Origin of the sequence: Sphingopyxis sp. NFH-91 (assembly GCF_021401285.1) — a bacterium.
GTDB classification, from domain to species: Bacteria; Pseudomonadota; Alphaproteobacteria; order Sphingomonadales; family Sphingomonadaceae; genus Sphingopyxis; species Sphingopyxis terrae_A.
On record NZ_JACBGA010000005.1, the window covers coordinates 60,948 to 77,114 of the forward strand.

18 protein-coding genes are annotated in these 16,167 nt (G+C 64.2%); 9 read left to right on the forward strand and 9 right to left on the reverse strand.

The features are described 5' to 3' along the window. The first annotated feature begins 55 nt into the window (after positions 1 to 55). Positions 56 to 2,113 (forward strand): alpha/beta hydrolase family protein, encoded by a 2,058-nt coding sequence (locus L0963_RS12065; protein ID WP_202988338.1) that lies wholly within the window; start codon positions 56 to 58, stop codon positions 2,111 to 2,113. A 17-nt stretch (positions 2,114 to 2,130) separates the two neighbouring features. On the opposite strand, the gene L0963_RS12070 is transcribed toward L0963_RS12065, so the two are convergent. Continuing rightward, complete coding sequence (locus L0963_RS12070) at positions 2,131 to 2,952, reverse strand: SDR family NAD(P)-dependent oxidoreductase (RefSeq protein ID WP_234179761.1); 822 nt, start codon at positions 2,950 to 2,952, stop codon at positions 2,131 to 2,133. Between the two features lie 312 nt (positions 2,953 to 3,264). On the opposite strand from L0963_RS12070, the gene L0963_RS12075 reads away from it, so the two are divergent. After that, a complete protein-coding gene (locus tag L0963_RS12075; RefSeq protein ID WP_003039510.1) occupies positions 3,265 to 3,795 on the forward strand; it encodes a CarD family transcriptional regulator in 531 nt (176 codons plus the stop codon). 56 nt (positions 3,796 to 3,851) lie between these two features. Here L0963_RS12075 and truA read toward each other — a convergent pair whose 3' ends face one another. Together truA and fmt are read right to left on the reverse strand one after the other, a co-directional pair. Then, entirely contained in the window at positions 3,852 to 4,592 is a 741-nt protein-coding gene (gene truA / locus L0963_RS12080; RefSeq protein ID WP_234179764.1) for a tRNA pseudouridine(38-40) synthase TruA, read from the reverse strand. After that, complete coding sequence (gene fmt / locus L0963_RS12085) at positions 4,589 to 5,509, reverse strand: methionyl-tRNA formyltransferase (RefSeq protein ID WP_186402409.1); 921 nt, start codon at positions 5,507 to 5,509, stop codon at positions 4,589 to 4,591. Before fmt ends, truA begins: the two co-directional genes overlap by 4 nt. A 121-nt stretch (positions 5,510 to 5,630) precedes the next feature. Between fmt and recR the strand changes: the two genes are divergently transcribed. Then, positions 5,631 to 6,227 (forward strand): recombination mediator RecR, encoded by a 597-nt coding sequence (recR, locus tag L0963_RS12090; protein ID WP_186402408.1) that lies wholly within the window; start codon positions 5,631 to 5,633, stop codon positions 6,225 to 6,227. Between the two features lie 31 nt (positions 6,228 to 6,258). Next, positions 6,259 to 6,792 carry a peptide deformylase gene (gene def / locus L0963_RS12095; protein ID WP_062900349.1) on the forward strand — a complete coding sequence of 178 codons (534 nt, stop codon included), beginning with the start codon at positions 6,259 to 6,261 and terminating at the stop codon, positions 6,790 to 6,792. 124 nt (positions 6,793 to 6,916) lie between these two features. Here def and grpE read toward each other — a convergent pair whose 3' ends face one another. The 5 genes from grpE to L0963_RS12120 are packed head-to-tail and all read right to left on the reverse strand — an operon-like array spanning position 6,917 to position 10,877. Then, on the reverse strand, positions 6,917 to 7,468 hold the full coding sequence (gene grpE / locus L0963_RS12100) for a nucleotide exchange factor GrpE (RefSeq protein ID WP_062900348.1): 552 nt from the start codon (positions 7,466 to 7,468) through the stop codon (positions 6,917 to 6,919). 4 nt (positions 7,469 to 7,472) lie between these two features. After that, positions 7,473 to 8,516 (reverse strand): heat-inducible transcriptional repressor HrcA, encoded by a 1,044-nt coding sequence (gene hrcA / locus L0963_RS12105; protein ID WP_062900347.1) that lies wholly within the window; start codon positions 8,514 to 8,516, stop codon positions 7,473 to 7,475. Positions 8,517 to 8,525: 9 nt separating this feature from the next. Beyond that, a complete protein-coding gene (locus L0963_RS19825; RefSeq protein ID WP_234179766.1) occupies positions 8,526 to 9,713 on the reverse strand; it encodes a glycosyltransferase family 4 protein in 1,188 nt (395 codons plus the stop codon). Between the two features lies 1 nt (position 9,714). Beyond that, positions 9,715 to 10,185, reverse strand: coding sequence for a GtrA family protein (locus tag L0963_RS12115; protein WP_186402407.1), 471 nt, complete (start codon positions 10,183 to 10,185; stop codon positions 9,715 to 9,717). Continuing rightward, positions 10,182 to 10,877 carry a ferritin-like domain-containing protein gene (locus tag L0963_RS12120; protein ID WP_186402406.1) on the reverse strand — a complete coding sequence of 232 codons (696 nt, stop codon included), beginning with the start codon at positions 10,875 to 10,877 and terminating at the stop codon, positions 10,182 to 10,184. The genes L0963_RS12115 and L0963_RS12120 overlap by 4 nt, the downstream gene beginning before the upstream one ends. Before the next feature lie 186 nt (positions 10,878 to 11,063). On the opposite strand from L0963_RS12120, the gene L0963_RS12125 reads away from it, so the two are divergent. From L0963_RS12125 to L0963_RS12145, 5 genes are all read left to right on the forward strand, one after another. Then, complete coding sequence (locus L0963_RS12125) at positions 11,064 to 11,864, forward strand: dienelactone hydrolase family protein (protein WP_186402405.1); 801 nt, start codon at positions 11,064 to 11,066, stop codon at positions 11,862 to 11,864. A 45-nt stretch (positions 11,865 to 11,909) separates the two neighbouring features. Further along, complete coding sequence (gene rph, locus L0963_RS12130) at positions 11,910 to 12,626, forward strand: ribonuclease PH (protein WP_186402404.1); 717 nt, start codon at positions 11,910 to 11,912, stop codon at positions 12,624 to 12,626. A gap of 1 nt (position 12,627) precedes the next feature. Beyond that, on the forward strand, positions 12,628 to 13,251 hold the full coding sequence (gene rdgB / locus L0963_RS12135) for an RdgB/HAM1 family non-canonical purine NTP pyrophosphatase (protein ID WP_186402403.1): 624 nt from the start codon (positions 12,628 to 12,630) through the stop codon (positions 13,249 to 13,251). A 155-nt stretch (positions 13,252 to 13,406) separates the two neighbouring features. After that, a complete protein-coding gene (gene hemW / locus L0963_RS12140) occupies positions 13,407 to 14,552 on the forward strand; it encodes a radical SAM family heme chaperone HemW (RefSeq protein ID WP_234179769.1) in 1,146 nt (381 codons plus the stop codon). Between the two features lie 109 nt (positions 14,553 to 14,661). Next, complete coding sequence (locus tag L0963_RS12145; RefSeq protein ID WP_234179772.1) at positions 14,662 to 15,555, forward strand: tyrosine-type recombinase/integrase; 894 nt, start codon at positions 14,662 to 14,664, stop codon at positions 15,553 to 15,555. On the opposite strand, the gene L0963_RS12150 is transcribed toward L0963_RS12145, so the two are convergent. Next, the gene (locus tag L0963_RS12150) at positions 15,552 to 16,160 is read right to left on the reverse strand and encodes a DedA family protein (protein ID WP_003039464.1); all 609 of its coding nucleotides are present in this window, start codon (positions 16,158 to 16,160) and stop codon (positions 15,552 to 15,554) included. The two genes, L0963_RS12145 and L0963_RS12150, sit on opposite strands and share 4 nt — an antisense overlap. Between the last annotated feature and the right edge of the window lie 7 nt (positions 16,161 to 16,167).

Here is a 16,167-nt window from a genome sequence, read left to right on the forward strand (position 1 = left end):
GCTTGAGTCACGCAGCGACTGCGCTAGAGTTCCGGTAGCAACAGGAGATTGTCCCTTGAAAAGAACGCTGTACCGCAAATTGGCCGTTTCTTTGATCGCGGTGGCCGCGTTGACGGCGAATGCTCCCGGTGGTGGCAATGTCTTCGCCGCCGAACCGCGAGCGCAAGATATTGCGGATATGCAGGTTCCGATTACGCAGTTCGCGACGCGTGCGTCGTTACAGCAGCCGCGTCTCTCGCCCGATGCGACGAAAATGGTCGCCAAGGTCGGGTACAAGGGAGTCGAATATCTTGTGGTATTTGATCTTACAGGCAAAGCGCAGCCGGATTATTTTCTGAAAACCGAAGCGTATCAGGAATTCGGCGATCGACGAATTATTAGCTGGCAGTGGGTCGGTAATCGTACCTTGGTCATAACAGCTGCATCTGGCGAAATAGGAATGTTTGAAGGCGAGATGGGGCGTCTTTTCAGCTATGATATTGAAGGAAAGAAGCTCAAGCCGCTAGGTTGGGAAGATGCTGCAGGCAATGCAAGTGACGTCATTCATGTAGATCACCGCAACGAGCACATTCTTTTATCGAGAACTTCCTTGGCCTACGGCTACGAGCTTATCGGCCGTCCTGAAGTGATGGATATCGACGTGCGCACCGGTCGAATGAAACTGGTGCAGAAGCCGAACATATTGGTTGGACAATGGGCGTCGGATGGCAAAGGCGTGGTGCGGATGGGTGTTGGATACGACCGGGATTCAGGTAAGACACGGGTGCTGTATCGCGAAAAAGACGGCGATAATTTCAAAACGATTTATGACAAGGCAGACCCGAGCTTTTCGGGTGAATCGCTCGTGCCCGAGATTTTTCTTGATGAACCCGGTAAGGCCATAGTTACGAGCAATCAGGACGGTTTCAACAAAGTTTACAAGGTTGATCTGTCGACGATGGAACTTGGTAAGCCGCTATTTGAAATCGAGGGTTACGATGTCGGGGGGGTTGGCTGCAACGAAAGTTGCGACAAATTGCAGTCGGTGTGGGTTACCGAGGATCGGTTGAAGATTTATTGGATGGATGACCGCCTGAAAGAAGTGCAGGCGATGTTCGAGGAACAGTTCGGCAAAGGGAACGCACGGATCGTTTCTACCGATCTTGGCGATCGCAATATGTTGATATGGGTTGGTAAAGCCGATCAGACCGGAACCTATTATTCATTCAACACCGACAGTGGCAAGGTTGTGCGTGTTGGCTACGCCAACGAACTGTTTGGTGATACGGAAATGAATCCTACCCACACGATAGTCTATCCGGCGAGCGATGGCCTCCGGATTCACGCGGTGGTCACCATGCCGCGACATCGTAAGGCGCAAGGCAAACTGCCGGTCGTAATGATTACGCACGGCGGTCCGTTCGGCGTCCGTGACGAAGAGGGGTTCGGTCCATTTCCTTGGCATCAAGCCATAGCAGAACTCGGCTACGTCGTCGTTCAGCCAAATTATCGTGGTTCGGGCGGCTATGGTCGCGATTTCATTAAAAAGGGACGCGACGACGGCTTTGGCCTTCGCATGCAGGACGACCTTAATGACGCCATCGACTATCTTGCAGCGCAGGGCATTGTGGATCCCAAGCGTGCTTGCATGATGGGGTGGTCCTATGGAGGCTATGCGTCCGCGCGCGCGGCTCAGCGGGATGCCGCGCGCTGGCGCTGCACGATCGCCGGTGCGGGCGTTTATGATCTTGGCGAAATGCGCAAATATGACCGCAATTATCTCGGTAGATTTGGCGCAAATTATCTATCGAAGGGCGTCGCGGACCTGGATACGGTATCTCCCGCGCAGAACGCGAAAGGCAGCTGGTCTCCAATATTGATTGTCCATGGCGAGAAGGACCAGCGCGTGCCGCTGGCGCAGGCCAAGCGGTTGGTCAGCGCGCTGGAAAGCTCTGGCAAAGTGAAGGGCAAGGACTTCGACTATCTTTACCAACCGGATAATACGCATAATTTTCCGGCGCCAAGCGACGAGGCGCAATTTCTCTCGGCAGCGGAAAAATGGCTTGAGCGCTTTAACCCCGCGTACGTGCCAGGCGATGCTGACAGGGCTCCGCCGACCATGGATGCCCCATAGGAAGGCCGGGACCGAGTTCAGTCGGCGCGGACTGTAGCCTCCATCTGCTTGGCATAGCCCGCCTGCACCATAGCGTTCATCCGGTCGAACAACGCGTTCGGGTCGCTGCGACGAAGGGCGGCGATGGCGGCTTCGGCGCCTTCGGCGACCACCAGTTCGCGCGTTCCGGCATCGACTGCGGCGAGCATCTGTGCCGCAGCATCGTCGGGCGACAGGCCGTTGTCGATTGCCGTATCGCTCGCGCCGCGGACGCTGCCGTCGGCGTTGAGCGCGTTGCGGCTGACGTTAGTGCGCACCGATCCGGGTTCGACCACCAGCACCTTCAGCCCCAGATGCTCATTTTCGGCGCGGACGCTGTCATGATAGCCGATGATGCCGTGCTTGGCCGCCGAATAGGCGCTGCGCAGCGGCACGCCGGCAACCCCCGCGACGCTCGATATGGCGATGATCTGACCGCCGCCGGCCGCAATCATGCGCGGAAGCAGCGCCTGGGTGAGGGCAATCGGCGCAAGCAGGTCGACGGCGATGATCTTTTGATAGACAGCAAAATCGGTTTCGACCGCCAGGCTGCGCTGCGAAATACCGGCATTGTTGACGAGACCGTCGATGCGGCCGCCCCAGGCCCAGGCCTGTTCGACAAGCCCGGGAATCGCGTCATAGTCGGTCGCCTCGAAGGGCAGGATCATCGTGCCCGCGCCGCAATCCTTCGCCACCGCTTCGAGCGCGGCGACGTTGCGACCCGACAGAATCAGCCGCGCGCCGCGCGCCGCAAGGCCGCGCGCCAGCGCCGCGCCGATACCCGACGAAGCCCCTGTAACCCACCAGATTTGATCTTTCATCTTGGCATCCCCATCTGTGTTTCCGTCTCAAGGTGAAACGCGTTTTAGGGGGCGTCAAGCCGCCGACCCGCGGATTTCCGTGCGGGGTGGCAATTTTGTTGCGAATCTGATATAATAAATATCAACGCGTCGACAGCTTGCCTCTTTCCATCGCCGGAAAGGCACCCTGCGGCGTCCTGATGGAGCCATATCCCTTGTCACTTTGACTGGCTAGCGCCGACCGCCTTGCTTCGATCCCCCTCCGACGAGGGCGGACGTACCCGGCCTTTTCGCGCTTTTCCGGTCCCGACGGGGCAAATGAAAGGAACCTGCATGTCCGCAAACACGCTCGTCTTTGAAGTCGGTGACTATGTCGTTTATCCCAAACATGGCGTGGGGCGCGTCATTGAACTGCAGAAGTCGGAAATCGCCGGCATGCAGCTCGAACTTTATGTCCTGCGCTTCGAAAAGGAGAAAATGACCCTGCGCGTCCCGACCAACAAGGCCGAGGGCGTGGGGATGCGCAAGCTGTCGTCGGACAAGACGCTGAAGGAAGCGCTTCAGGTCCTGACCACGAAGCCGAAGGTGAAGCGCACCATGTGGTCGCGCCGCGCCCAGGAATATGAAGCGAAGATCAACTCGGGCGATCTCGTGTCGATCGCCGAAGTGACCCGCGACCTGTTCCGCGCCGACGATCAGCCCGAACAGAGCTATTCGGAGCGTCAGATCTTCGAAGCGGCGTCGAGCCGCCTCGCGCGCGAACTCGCCGCGATGGAAGAAAGCGACGAAAAGACCGCGCAGGCGAAGATTCTTCAGATCCTCAACGAGCATGCGCCGCTCTATTACGCCGAAAAGGCGCTCTGAGCCTTTCTGCCGAGACGTGAAGGGGGCGGTCCGCAAGGGCCGCCCTTTTTCGTGGGTCAGGGATATCTTGCTTCGATGAAATAGAGGCCGTCGGGCGGTGCGTTGAGGCCGAGAGCCTGCCGGTCGGCGGCATCGAGCGCGGCTTTCAGGTCGCGCGCCGACCATTTGCCTTCGCCGACGAGGGCGAGGCAGCCGACCATCGATCGAACCTGATGATGCAGGAAGCTGCGCGCCGCGGCTTCGATGACGATTTCGTCGCCATGGCGGCTGATCGACAGGCGGTCGATCGTCTTCACCGCGCTTTCGGCCTGGCAATGCACCGAGCGGAAGGTGGTGAAATCGTGCCGCCCCACCAGCGCCTGCGCCGCGCCGTGCATCGCTTCGGCGTCGAGCGGCTTTGCAAATTGCCAGGCGAGTCCCTTGTCCCAGGTCAGCGGCGCGCGGCGGTTGACGATGCGATATTCATAGGCGCGGCCGATGCACGAAAAGCGCGCGTGCCAGTCGTCGGCGACCGTCTCGCACGCAAGGATGGCCACCGGCGCGGGGCGAAGCTGGGCGTTCAGCGCTTCCATCAGGCGAAAGGGCTGGATGGCCTTTTCGATGTCGACATGCGCGCGCATCGCGATCGCATGGACCCCGGCGTCGGTGCGCCCGGCGCCGTGAACGGGGGCCGTTTCGGCGGTGATGCGGGTGACGGCTTCCTCGATCGCCTGCTGAACGCTGGGGCCATGCGACTGGCGCTGCCAGCCCATGAACGGGCGGCCGTCATATTCGATGGTGAGGGCGAAGCGGGTCATGCCAGCCGCGTCCCCGCAGCTATCGGTCGACCGCGCAGCAGTTCGGCCGCATCCATTGCCGGCTTGCCCGCGCGCTGCACCCGGGTGGCGCGGATCGCGCCGGGGTTGCAGGCGATGGTCAGCGTATCGTCGAGCGTGACGCCGGGCGCGGCTCCGGCGACGGTGTCGGCGGGATGCACGACATCGGCCGCGAGAATCTTGTACCGCTCGCCCTCCAGCTCGAAAAAGGCGCCGGGTGCCGGGTTGAACGCCCGTATCTGGCGTTCGGTCTGGGTCGCGCTGACCAGAAAATCGAGCCGCGCCTCGCTCTTGTCGATCTTGGCGGCATAGGTGGCGCCGTCATCGGGCTGCGGCGCGGGCGGACAGGCGGACAGGTCGGCCAGCACCTTGACCATCAGCGCCGCGCCCATTGCGGCGAGTTCGTCGGTCAATTCGCCCGCGGTCTTGTCCGCGACCGGTGTGCGGCCGATCAGGCGCATGCCGCCCGTATCGAGCCCGGCATCCATCTGCATGATGGTGACGCCCGTTTCGCTATCGCCCGCCAGAATCGCGCGCTGTACCGGTGCCGCGCCGCGCCAGCGCGGCAGGATCGAGCCATGGACGTTGAGGCAGCCTTCGCGCGGCGCGTCGAGGATCGCCTGCGGCAGAATGAGGCCGTAGGCGGCGACCACCGCGACATCGAGGTCGAGCGCGGCGAATTCGCCCTGCGCTTCTTCGGTCCGCAGGCTCTTCGGCGTGCGGACGGGCAGGCCGTGCGCCTCCGCCCAGAGATGCACCGCGCTCTGCCGAAGTTTCTTGCCCCGCTGCGCCGGGCGCGGCGGCTGGGTGTAAACCGCCACGATCTCATGCCCCGCCGCGTGGAGCGCGGCGAGCGTCGGCACCGCAAACGGCGGCGTTCCCATGAAGACAATGCGCATGGGCAGCGCCTTTGGCGGAGGATGCGATGTTGTGCAAGGTCGATGGCTGGAGATTGCTTTGTCGCTGCGCTCACAATGACGAATGTTGCGGGCCACGCTGTGGGTCATTACCACCCTACCCATGGCGTCCACCGAAATCGAAGCCCTCGTCCAGCAACTCGCCCGGCTCCCGGGCCTTGGCCCGCGGTCGGCGCGGCGCGCGGTGCTGCATCTGATGAAAAAGCGCGAGAGCAGTTTCGCGCCCTTGCTCGCGGCGCTCCAGACCGTGTCCGAGCGGCTGGTGACGTGCGGTATCTGCGGCAATGTCGATACCAGCGACCCCTGCGCGATCTGCGCCGATCCGCGCCGCGACCCGCGCAGCCTGTGCGTGGTCGAGGAAGTGTCGGACCTGTGGGCGCTTGACAAGTCGCGGCTGTTTCCCGGCAAATATCATGTGCTGGGTGGCCGCCTGTCGGCGCTGGAAGGCGTGCGGCCGCAGGATCTGAGCATCGACGCGCTCGTTGCGCGCGTCGCCGCGGGCGGCATCGACGAGGTGGTCCTCGCGATGAACGCGACGCTGGAGGGGCAGACGACGGCGCATTATCTCGCCGAGCGACTGGAGGGCTATTCGGTGCGGCTGACGCAGCTCGCGCATGGTTTGCCGGTGGGCGGCGAACTCGATTATCTCGACGAGGGAACGCTGGCGCAGGCGCTGAGGGCGCGGAGACCGGTCTCTTGACGGAAGCGCCGTCAATCCATACCTCGCACCCATGGCCATCCTACCCATCATAGAGACCCCCGATCCGCGGTTGCGCGTCATTTCAAAGCCCGTCGAGACGTTCGACGCCGAGCTGAAGCAGCTCGTCGCCGACATGTTCGAGACGATGTACGACGCGCCCGGCATCGGGCTGGCGGCGATTCAGGTCGGGGTGCCGAAGCGCATTCTCGTCATCGATCTTCAGGAACCCGATCCCGAGGACGAGGAAGGCAAGAAGGTGATCCGCGAGCCCCGCGTCTTCATCAATCCCGTCTTTTCGGACGAGAGCGAGGAGCATAGCGTCTATCAGGAAGGCTGCCTGTCGGTCCCCGAACAATATGCCGATGTGACGCGTCCCGCCGAAGTCACGGTCGATTGGCAGGACGTGGACGGCAAGCACCACCAGGAGCGCATGACCGGCCTGATGGCAACGTGCATCCAGCACGAGCATGACCATCTGGAAGGTATTCTCTTCATCGACCATCTGTCGCGGCTGAAGCGCGACATGGTGCTGAAGAAGCTCGCGAAGCTGCGCAAGGCGGCCTGAGTGCCCGCGTCGCGATAGTGTGTCCCCGCGAAGGCGGGGACCCATCTTCTGACGGCGCAAATCTGAAACGGTCGGCGATGGACCCCCGCCTTCGCGGGGGAACACGTTGTAATTATACGCGGGGTTATTCCGCCTTCTTCGCGACCCCCACCATCGCGGGGCGCAGCAGGCGGTCCTTCATCATATAGCCAGCCTGCATTTCCTGCACGATCGTGCCGGCGTCCTTGTCGCTGGGGATTTCGAGCATCGCCTGATGCTGGTTCGGGTCGAGCGGCAGGCCGATCGCGGCGATGCGCGTGATGCCGTGGCGTTCGAACACGCTCATCAGTTCGCGCTCGGTCGCCTCGAGCCCCGTGAGCAGCGGCTTGATCGCCTCGTCGGCGCGCTGTTCTTCGCTGAGCGAAGCGAGCGCGCGGCCGAGATTGTCGGCGACCGACAGGATATCGCGCGCGAATTTGGTCGCGGCATAGGCGTGCGCGTCGGCGACTTCCTTTTCGGCGCGGCGGCGCACATTCTGCGTTTCGGCGCGCGCGTAGAGCAGATCCTGCTGCACCGCGGCGAGTTGTTCGGCGAGCTTGCCCGCTTCGTCCTGCGCGGGGGCCTCGGCAGTCGCTGCCGCTTCGGTTTCCGGGGCCTGGCCGTCTTCGACCGGCGTTTCGTTTTCGATGTTCGTCATAACCCTATCGTATCAGTCTTGAGAGCGATTGTGCTGTAAAATCCACCATGGGAACGATGCGCGCATAGTTCAAGCGGGTCGGGCCGATAACCCCGACGACGCCGACCACCCGTCCATCCGATCCGCGATAGGGCGCGGCGATAACCGACGATCCCGACAGCGAAAAGAGCTTGTTCTCCGACCCGATGAAAATGCGCGTCGCGCTGCCTTCGCGCGCGCTGTCGAGCAGGCCGGCGATGTCCTGCTTTGTTTCGAGCTCGTCGAGCAGCTGGCGCACCCGGTCGAGATCGCCGACCGCGCTGTCGTCGAGCAGATTCGCCTGCCCGCGAACGATCAGAACCGGCCGATCGGCGCCGTCGACCGACCAGATGGCCAGCCCGCGCGCGACCAGATCGGCGGCGGCGCGGTCGATCGCGATCCGTTCGTCCTCTATCTCGCGCCGCACCCGCGCCATTGCCTCGGCCAGCGTCAGGCCGCCGAGCATGGCCGAGATATAATTGCCTGCTTCGACCAGCGCCGACGGCACCAATCCGGCGGGCAGGTCGATGACGCGGTTTTCGACCGATCCATCGCCCGCGACGAGGACAACTAGCGCCTGACGGTCGGCCATCGGAACGAAGGCAACCTGTTTGAGCACGCGTTCATGCTTGGGGACGAGGACAAGGCCAGCGCAGGCCGAGAGGCCGGACAGCGTGGCCGTCGCCTGCGCCAGCGCGCTTTCGATCGGGCCGCCTTCGGCGAGGCTCGCCTCGATCTGCGCGCGATCCTCGGCCGAGGGTTCGGCGACCTGCATCATCCCGTCAACGAACAGACGCAGCCCCTGTTCGGTCGGCAGGCGTCCGGCGCTGGTGTGCGGACTCGCGAGCAGACCGAGCTCTTCAAGATCCTGCATGACATTGCGGATCGACGCGGGTGACAGGTTGAGCGTCGCCAGCTTCGAAAGCGTACGCGACCCGACCGGCTGCCCATTTTCCAGATAGGCATCGACGACGAGCCGGAACACATCGCGCGCGCGCGTCGTCAATTCGGTGATCGGCGGGGTCGTCATGGCATGGATTTAGGGATGCGAAGGGGCGGGGGCAAGGATGGCGCTGACGCCGTCGCCGTCCGGCCGGGCCTGCCGAGGCGGCGCGAGGATCGTGCGATAGAGGCGCGCGACGCTTTCGGATGCGGCGTGCCAGGAAAAGGCGGCGCTTCTTGCGCGTGCGGCGGCGCCCATTGCGCGCCGCGCGTCGCCGTCCGCAATGAGCCGAACGAGCGCGTCCGAATAGGCGCGGCGGTCGCCGGGCGCGCATAGATGACCCGTTTCGCCCTCCGCGATCAGCGCGCTCGCGCTCGGCGCGTCGGCGCTGACCACGGGCATGCCCGACGCCATCGCCTCGAGCACGACATTGCCAAAGGCTTCGGTCGTGCTCGGGTTGAGCATGATGTCGGCGCTGGCAACCGCGTGGGCGAGTTCCTGCCCATCAAGATGACCGGTCAGCACCGCAGAGGGGAGCGCAGCAAAGGCCTCGGCCGCCGGTCCTGCGCCCACCACCAGCGGCGTGACTGGGTGGCTGGACAGCAATTCGCGCAATATCGCGACATATTCCTCGACGCCCTTTTCCAGCACCAGGCGGCCGAAGAAGAGGATGACGATCCGGTCGTCGGCGATTCCATGCGCGCGGCGCCATTCGAGACTGCGATGCGACGGCGAGAAAAGGTCGCGATCGACGCCGCGACTCCACAGGCTGACTCGGTCATCGCCGCGCAGCGTGCGCATCTCGTCGACAAGGCCCGGAGTTGGGGCGAGCACATGATGGGCGCGGCGATAGAAACGATGGATGTGACGGTCGACCACCGGCCGCAGCCAGTCGAGGCCGTAATAGCCAAGATAGGTTTCGAACCGCGTGTGCAGGCTGACGACAAGCGGCGTGCCGCGATCGAGGGCGAAGGTCTGCGCGCGGGTGCCGAGAATATCGGGGGTCGCGACATGGATGACGTCGGGAGCGAACCGCGTCAGGTCGCGGCGGGTCGCGCGGGGCAGGCCGAGCGCGAGCCGAAATTCGCTGCGCACCGGCAGCGCGATCGACGGCACCGGGACCAGGTCGCCCGCCGGTTCGAACGCCGGCGTGTCGGTGACGGGGGAATAGACCCGTACCGCGGCGCCCGCATGCTGCTCGAGATGCGCAACAAGGCGGTTGAGCGCCTGGTTCGCGCCTTCGCGCACATAATTGTAATTTCCCGTAAATAGCGCGATTCGCACCTTACACCTGTCGAAAATTGAGCACCGCGTTCAGCACGAACATCGCGAGCCCGGCAAAGACGGACACGATCACGCGGGCGACGAGATAGTGGATGGCGGTCCATTTGAGCAAGGCGGCAAAGAGCAGGATGGTGATCGCCATGCCCACCCCCGCATTGACCAGAAAGATCAGATAGCCCGACCCGATGGCGCGATCGGTGCCGCGAAATATCCACGAACGGCCGAGCGCATAGTGCAGGCTGTTCGAAGTCAGAAAGCCGATCGCCGCCGCGGGGACCGCCTGCATCCTGCCCCATTGCACCAGGCCCCAGAGCACGGCGAGCCCGACCAGAAAGACGGCGCTGCTGACCGCCGTGTTCTTGAGCAGCATGCCGCCGACGCGGCGATTGAACAGGCGCGACGCCAGCCCGGCTTCGCCCGCCGGAGCCTGTCCGTTGGCGGGCAGTTCCACCCCTCCGCTATAGTCGGTCATGCAGCAGCGTGGGCGCGAGCGGGGAGCGGGTGATCGCCATAGGCTTCATCATCGCGCGCATCGGGCCAGGCGGTGCGGCGCCCCACCCAGGGGTTGAGGAAAAGCCACGGCAGCTTGATGAACAGCAATTCGGAATGGATGAAAGCATCGATCGCCCGTTCCCACCAGCGCGGGCGCCGGCGCCCGTGCGCGACGAGCCACGCCTCATAGGGGGCCCAATGGCTCGGTTCGTCCTTGTGGATGATCCGGAAAATCCGCGTCAGGATCGGATCGTCGAGCACGAAACGGTTTTTCAGCAGGGTTTCGACCTGTTTGTAACCGCGCCGTTCGGTCAGCGCGATAACGCGGCAAAGGCGTTCGAACAACTCGTCGCGATCGATGACCGCCTGCGTATCGAGCTTGTCGATCGGCGTGCGAAAAATGATTTCGACGAAGCGGTCGATATGCCCGAAGGTGCGATCCACATCGAGCGGCATTGAACCGCGCCGTTCGAACCAGCGGCGAAACATCATATAATGTTTGCGCTCGTCGACGCGGTGGCTTTCGATCGCGGCGATCAAGGCCAGATCGTCGGGCGTCCGCGCGCGAACCGCTTCGATAACCCGGTCGATCGCCGTATAGCCACGATGTTCGTTATAAATATAGATCGACCCGAGTACGAGCAGATAGCGTTCGCGCAACCAGCGCAGCATAGGCATCTCCCACCAAAGCGACTGATTATCACCCTTCGCGGCGCTAGTCGAATGGCGCTACGACGCCTCACCGTATTGCGATACCGAAATTGGGCCGAGCGCGCGACGAAAACAGGTGCATCGGGCGCATCTTCTGCCTAGCCTTTGCCCAGACCCAGGGGGCGACCGGGGGGGGGGGAGAGAAATATGACCACACGACCGCTCGATCGCGACGATCCGCTCGACGATTTCGACCGGCGGATGATCCGCCTGCTCGGCACCGACCGGCTCGTCTATGTGACGGGCGGCGGCCCGGCGGTGATCGTGATGACCGAAATGCCGGGAATCAGCCCGCATGTCGCGCGGTTCGCGCGCTGGGTCCGCGATGCGGGCTTCACTGTCTATATGCCGCATATCTTCGGGAAGGACGGCGCCGTGCCGCGCATGCCGGGCGCGCTGCTCACGATGATCGGGGGTTGCATCAGCCGCCAGTTCCGCGCCTTTCAGGCGAATGAAAGCTCGCCCGCGACGCGGTGGCTGCGCGCGCTCGCGGCGCTGGCGCATGAAGAATGCGGCGGCAAGGGCGTCGGGGCGATCGGTATGTGCTTCACCGGCAATTTCGCGCTGTCGATGATGCTTGAGCCCGCGGTGCTGGCGCCGGTGCTCGCGCAGCCTTCGCTGCCGCTGAATGATCCCGCGGGGATGCATATCGCACCCGATGAACTGGCGGCGGTGAAGGCGCGGATGGAGGCCGAGGATCTGACCGTACTCGCCTATCGCTTTGCGGGCGATAAGTTCTGCAAAGCGGCGCGCTTTGCGGCGTATGCGGACGCGCTGGGCGAGCGCTTCGTCGGCCGCGTCCTGCCCGACGAGGCGGCGAACCCCGACAGTCCGATGAAGAACCCGCACAGCGTCGTCACCATCCACCTGATCGACGAGGCAGGCCAGCCGACGGTGCAGGCGCGCGACGAAATCCTCGATTTCTTCAAGATGCGGTTGAGTGGATGACGGCGCGCGCCTAAGAGCCGCGCCTTCAAAGATGAAAGGAATATCATGCGACCCTCCGGCCGCGCGCCCGACCAGATGCGCCCCATCGCCATCGAAACCGAATTCACCATCCACGCCGAAGGCAGCGTGCTGGTGAGCTTCGGCAACACCAAGGTGCTTGTCACCGCCAGCGTCGAGGAAAAGGTGCCGCCCTTCCTGCGCGGCAAGGGCCAGGGCTGGGTGACCGCCGAATATGGCATGCTGCCCCGCGCGACGCACACACGCGGCAGCCGCGAGGCGGCGAAGGGAAAGCAGTCGGGACGGACGCAGGAAATTCAGCGGCTTATCGGGCGCAGCTTGCGCGCCGTCGTCGATATGAAGAAGCTCGGCGAGCGCCAGATCGTGATCGATTGCGACGTGATCCAGGCCGACGGCGGCACGCGCACGGCGTCGATCTCGGGTGCGTGGGTCGCGCTGCGCCTCGCGGTCGACAAGCTGATCGCGGCCAAGGCGATTGCCGAAGATCCGATCGAGGACAAGGTCGCGGCGATTTCGTGCGGCATGTATCAGGGCGCCGCCGTCCTTGACCTCGATTATGACGAGGATTCGAACGCCGAAGCCGACGGCAATTTCGTGCTGACCGGCAAGGGCCAGATCGTCGAAGTGCAGGCGAGCGCCGAAGGCGCGACCTATGACGAGGAAGGCCTGCTGCGCCTCCTCCGCCTCGCGCGCATCGGCTGCGGCGAGATTTTCGCGGCGCAGGCGAAGGCGGTGGGACGCTGACATGACGCGCCAGCTCGCTCCCGGCAAACTCGTCATCGCGAGCCATAATGCGGGCAAGGTGCGCGAAATTCGCGCGCTGCTGTTGCCTTATGGCATCGAACCGGTGTCGGCGAGCGACCTCGGCCTTCCCGAACCCGCCGAAACCGGGACGACCTTCGCCGAGAATGCGTTGTTGAAGGCGCATGCGAGTGCGTCGGCTTCGGGTCATCCCGCGCTTGCGGATGACAGCGGGCTAGAAGTAGCGGCGCTGGGCGGGCGGCCCGGCGTCTATACGGCCGACTGGGCCGAGCGGCAGTGGTTCGAGGGCGAAAAGGGCCGCGACTGGTATATGGCGATGGGCAAGGTCGAGGGGTTGCTCGCCGAGCAAGGACCGGACGTCGACCGCAGCGCCTGTTTCGTTTGCACGCTGGCGCTCGCCTGGCCCGACGGGCATGCCGAGATTTTCGAGGGGCGGGCAGGCGGCAGCCTGACCTGGCCGCCGCGCGGTACGCTGGGGTTCGGTTATGATCCGGTCTTCGTGCCGACTGGCAAGTCCCTGACTTATGCCGAGATCGATCCGGCCGAGAAACATGCGATCAGCCACCGGGCCGATGCTTTTGCGAAGCTGGTGGCGGGGGTGTTTTAGAGCGCTGGCGTCCCGAGTTTCGTCGTCCTGAACTTGTTTCAGGGTCCATGGGCCACCCCTGTCTTTGAACACCGCACGAAAATCGAGCTCGGGCCAGGGATGCTGAAACGAGTTCAGCATGACGAAGTGAGATGGGCATCGCTATATTCCTTGGTATGACCGAACCGCTCGCCCTGTATGTCCATTGGCCCTTTTGCGTCAGCAAATGCCCCTATTGCGACTTCAACAGCCATGTCCGCGAAAGCGTCGATCAGGCGGTCTGGCGCGATGCGTTGCTTGCCGATTTGCGGCATGAGGCGGCGCTGTTGCCGGGGCGGCGGGTGTCGTCGATCTTCTTCGGAGGCGGCACGCCCAGCCTGATGCCGCCTGCGACGGTGGCGGCGGTGATCGCCGAGGCGGCGGCGCTGTGGGGCCTGACCGACGACTGCGAGATCACGCTGGAGGCCAATCCGAACTCGGTCGAGGTTGCCGCCTTCGCCGATCTTGCGGCTGCGGGGGTCAATCGGGTGTCGATCGGGGTTCAGAGCTTCGATCCGCAAGTGCTTGAATTTCTGGGGCGCGCGCACGGCGGCGACGAGGCACGACGGGCGATTGCGGCAGCGCAGGCGCATTTCCGCCGTGCCAGCTTCGACCTTATCTACGCGCGGCCGGGCCAAGGGCTTGCCGATTGGGAGCGCGAACTTGCCGATGCGCTGGGGTTCGGCACCGGGCACCTTTCGCTCTATCAATTGACCATCGAACCCGGCACGCGCTTCGCGACGCTCGCTACCAGGGGCGAGCTTCTCCTGCCCGACGGCGATGCGGCCGCGGACCTGTTCGACGCGACGCAGGCGATGACGCGCGCGGCGGGGCTGCCGCGTTACGAAGTGTCGAACCATGCACGGCCGGGCGAGGAAAGCCGCCATAATCTGACCTATTGGCGCTACGGCGATTATGCTGGGGTCGGGCCTGGCGCGCATGGACGGCGGCTTGCCCAGGCGAGCGAGCGCCACAAGAAGCCCGAGAATTTCATCACGGCGGTCGAACGCAACGGCCACGGCCTGAAGGTCGAGACCGACCTGCCGCCGCACGAACGCGCGACCGAGGCGATGCTGATGGGCCTGCGGCTGAGCGAGGGCATCGATCTGGCGCGGATCGAGGCACGGAGCGGGTTGGGGCGCGACGCGTTCGTCGATGCCGCCGCGGTGGCGCGGCTGATCGGGCAGGGGCTGATGCGGCAGGCCGGCGACCGGCTGGGCGTGACCGACGATGGTATATTGCTGCTCGACTCGATCCTTTCCGAGGTGGTGCGAACAGGCTAGACGACTGCAAAGCCCGTTTGCCCTGAGCTTGTCGAAGGGCCGTTCTTCTCTTTTGAAGGCTGAAAGAAGGGACGGGGCTTCGACAAGCTCAGCCCGAACGGAGTGGGTTTTGGTTGACCTCCTGATCCGCGACTGGGACGCCCATCTGGCGCATGAAAAGCGCCGGTCGGACCATACGCGGCGCGCCTATATTGCGACCGCCGAGCGCTTTTGCGGCTTTCTGGCGCATCATCGCGGCGGGGCAGTCGATGCGCGCATGCTGAAAGGCCTGACCCCGAACGATCTGCGCTCCTATCTTGCCGATCGCCGGGCCGACGGGCTGGGCAATGCCTCGGCCGCCCGCGAATTGTCGGCGCTGCGCAGCTTTCTGCGCTTCGTCGGCGGGTCGAACGCCAGCGTACCGCAGGTGCGCGGCCCGCGCGTCAAAAAGGGACTGCCGCGCCCGGTCGCGCCGGCCGAGGCGATGCAGCTTGCGCAGGATGTCGAGGACAATGCCCGCGAAGCATGGGTCGGCGCGCGCGATTTTGCCTTGCTGCTGCTGCTCTATGGCGCGGGTCTGCGCATCGGAGAAGCGCTGTCGCTATCGGGCGCAGCGCTGCCGCTCGGTGAAACGCTGCGCGTGACCGGCAAGCGCGGCAAGACGCGGATCGTGCCGATCCTGCCTGCGGTCGCGGCGGCGGTCGCACGCTATGCTGCGGCCTGCCCCTGGCCGATGGGCAAGGATGCGCCGCTGTTCGTCGGCGCGCGCGGCGGGCCGCTGCAACCGGGTGTGGTGCGCGCCAGCGTGCGGCAGGCGCGCCGCGCGCTCGGCCTGCCCGAGCGCACGACGCCGCACGCGCTGCGCCACAGCTTCGCAACGCATCTGCTGGCGGGTGGGGCCGATTTGCGCAGCCTGCAGGAACTCTTGGGCCATGCGAGTCTCGCATCGACGCAGATATACACCGCAGTCGATGCCGCGCATCTGCTCGACGTCTATCGCAGCGCCCACCCGCGCGCCGGTTAGTCGCGGCGGTGCTTGGGTTTCCAGGTGAAGACGCGCCAGAAGTAGAGAAGGACCAGCGAGCCGATCGCGACGAGCGCGAGCGGGCCAACGAACTGTTCGATATCGGCGAACTGCTTGCCGAACCAGTTGCCCGCACCGGCGAGCGCGGCGATCCAGATTGTCGATCCGGCAGCGGTCCACAGCAGGAATTTCGCCTGATTCATATGGACCATGCCCGCGGGCAGCGAAACCATCGTCCGCGCGACGGGCATGAAGCGCGCGACGAAGACGATGCCCGGACCATATCGGACGAAGCCCGCGTGCAGCCGCTCGACCTCGTGCCAGTCGAGCGTCAGCCAGCGGCCGTGGCGGTCGATAAAGGGCTTCAGCCGCTTGTAGCCGATCCAGCGCCCGATCGCATACCACACCCAATTGCCAGCAGTGGTGCCGGCGACCGCGACCGCGACGAGGGTCCAGAAGTCGAAGCGCCCTTGCGCGACCGCAATGCCGCCCAGTCCCATGATGACTTCGGACGGGACGGGCGGGAAGACGTTTTCGAGGAACATCAGGACGGCAATGCCCCAATATCCCCACGCCTGAATCAGATCGAGGATGAATTCGGTCATGGATGGC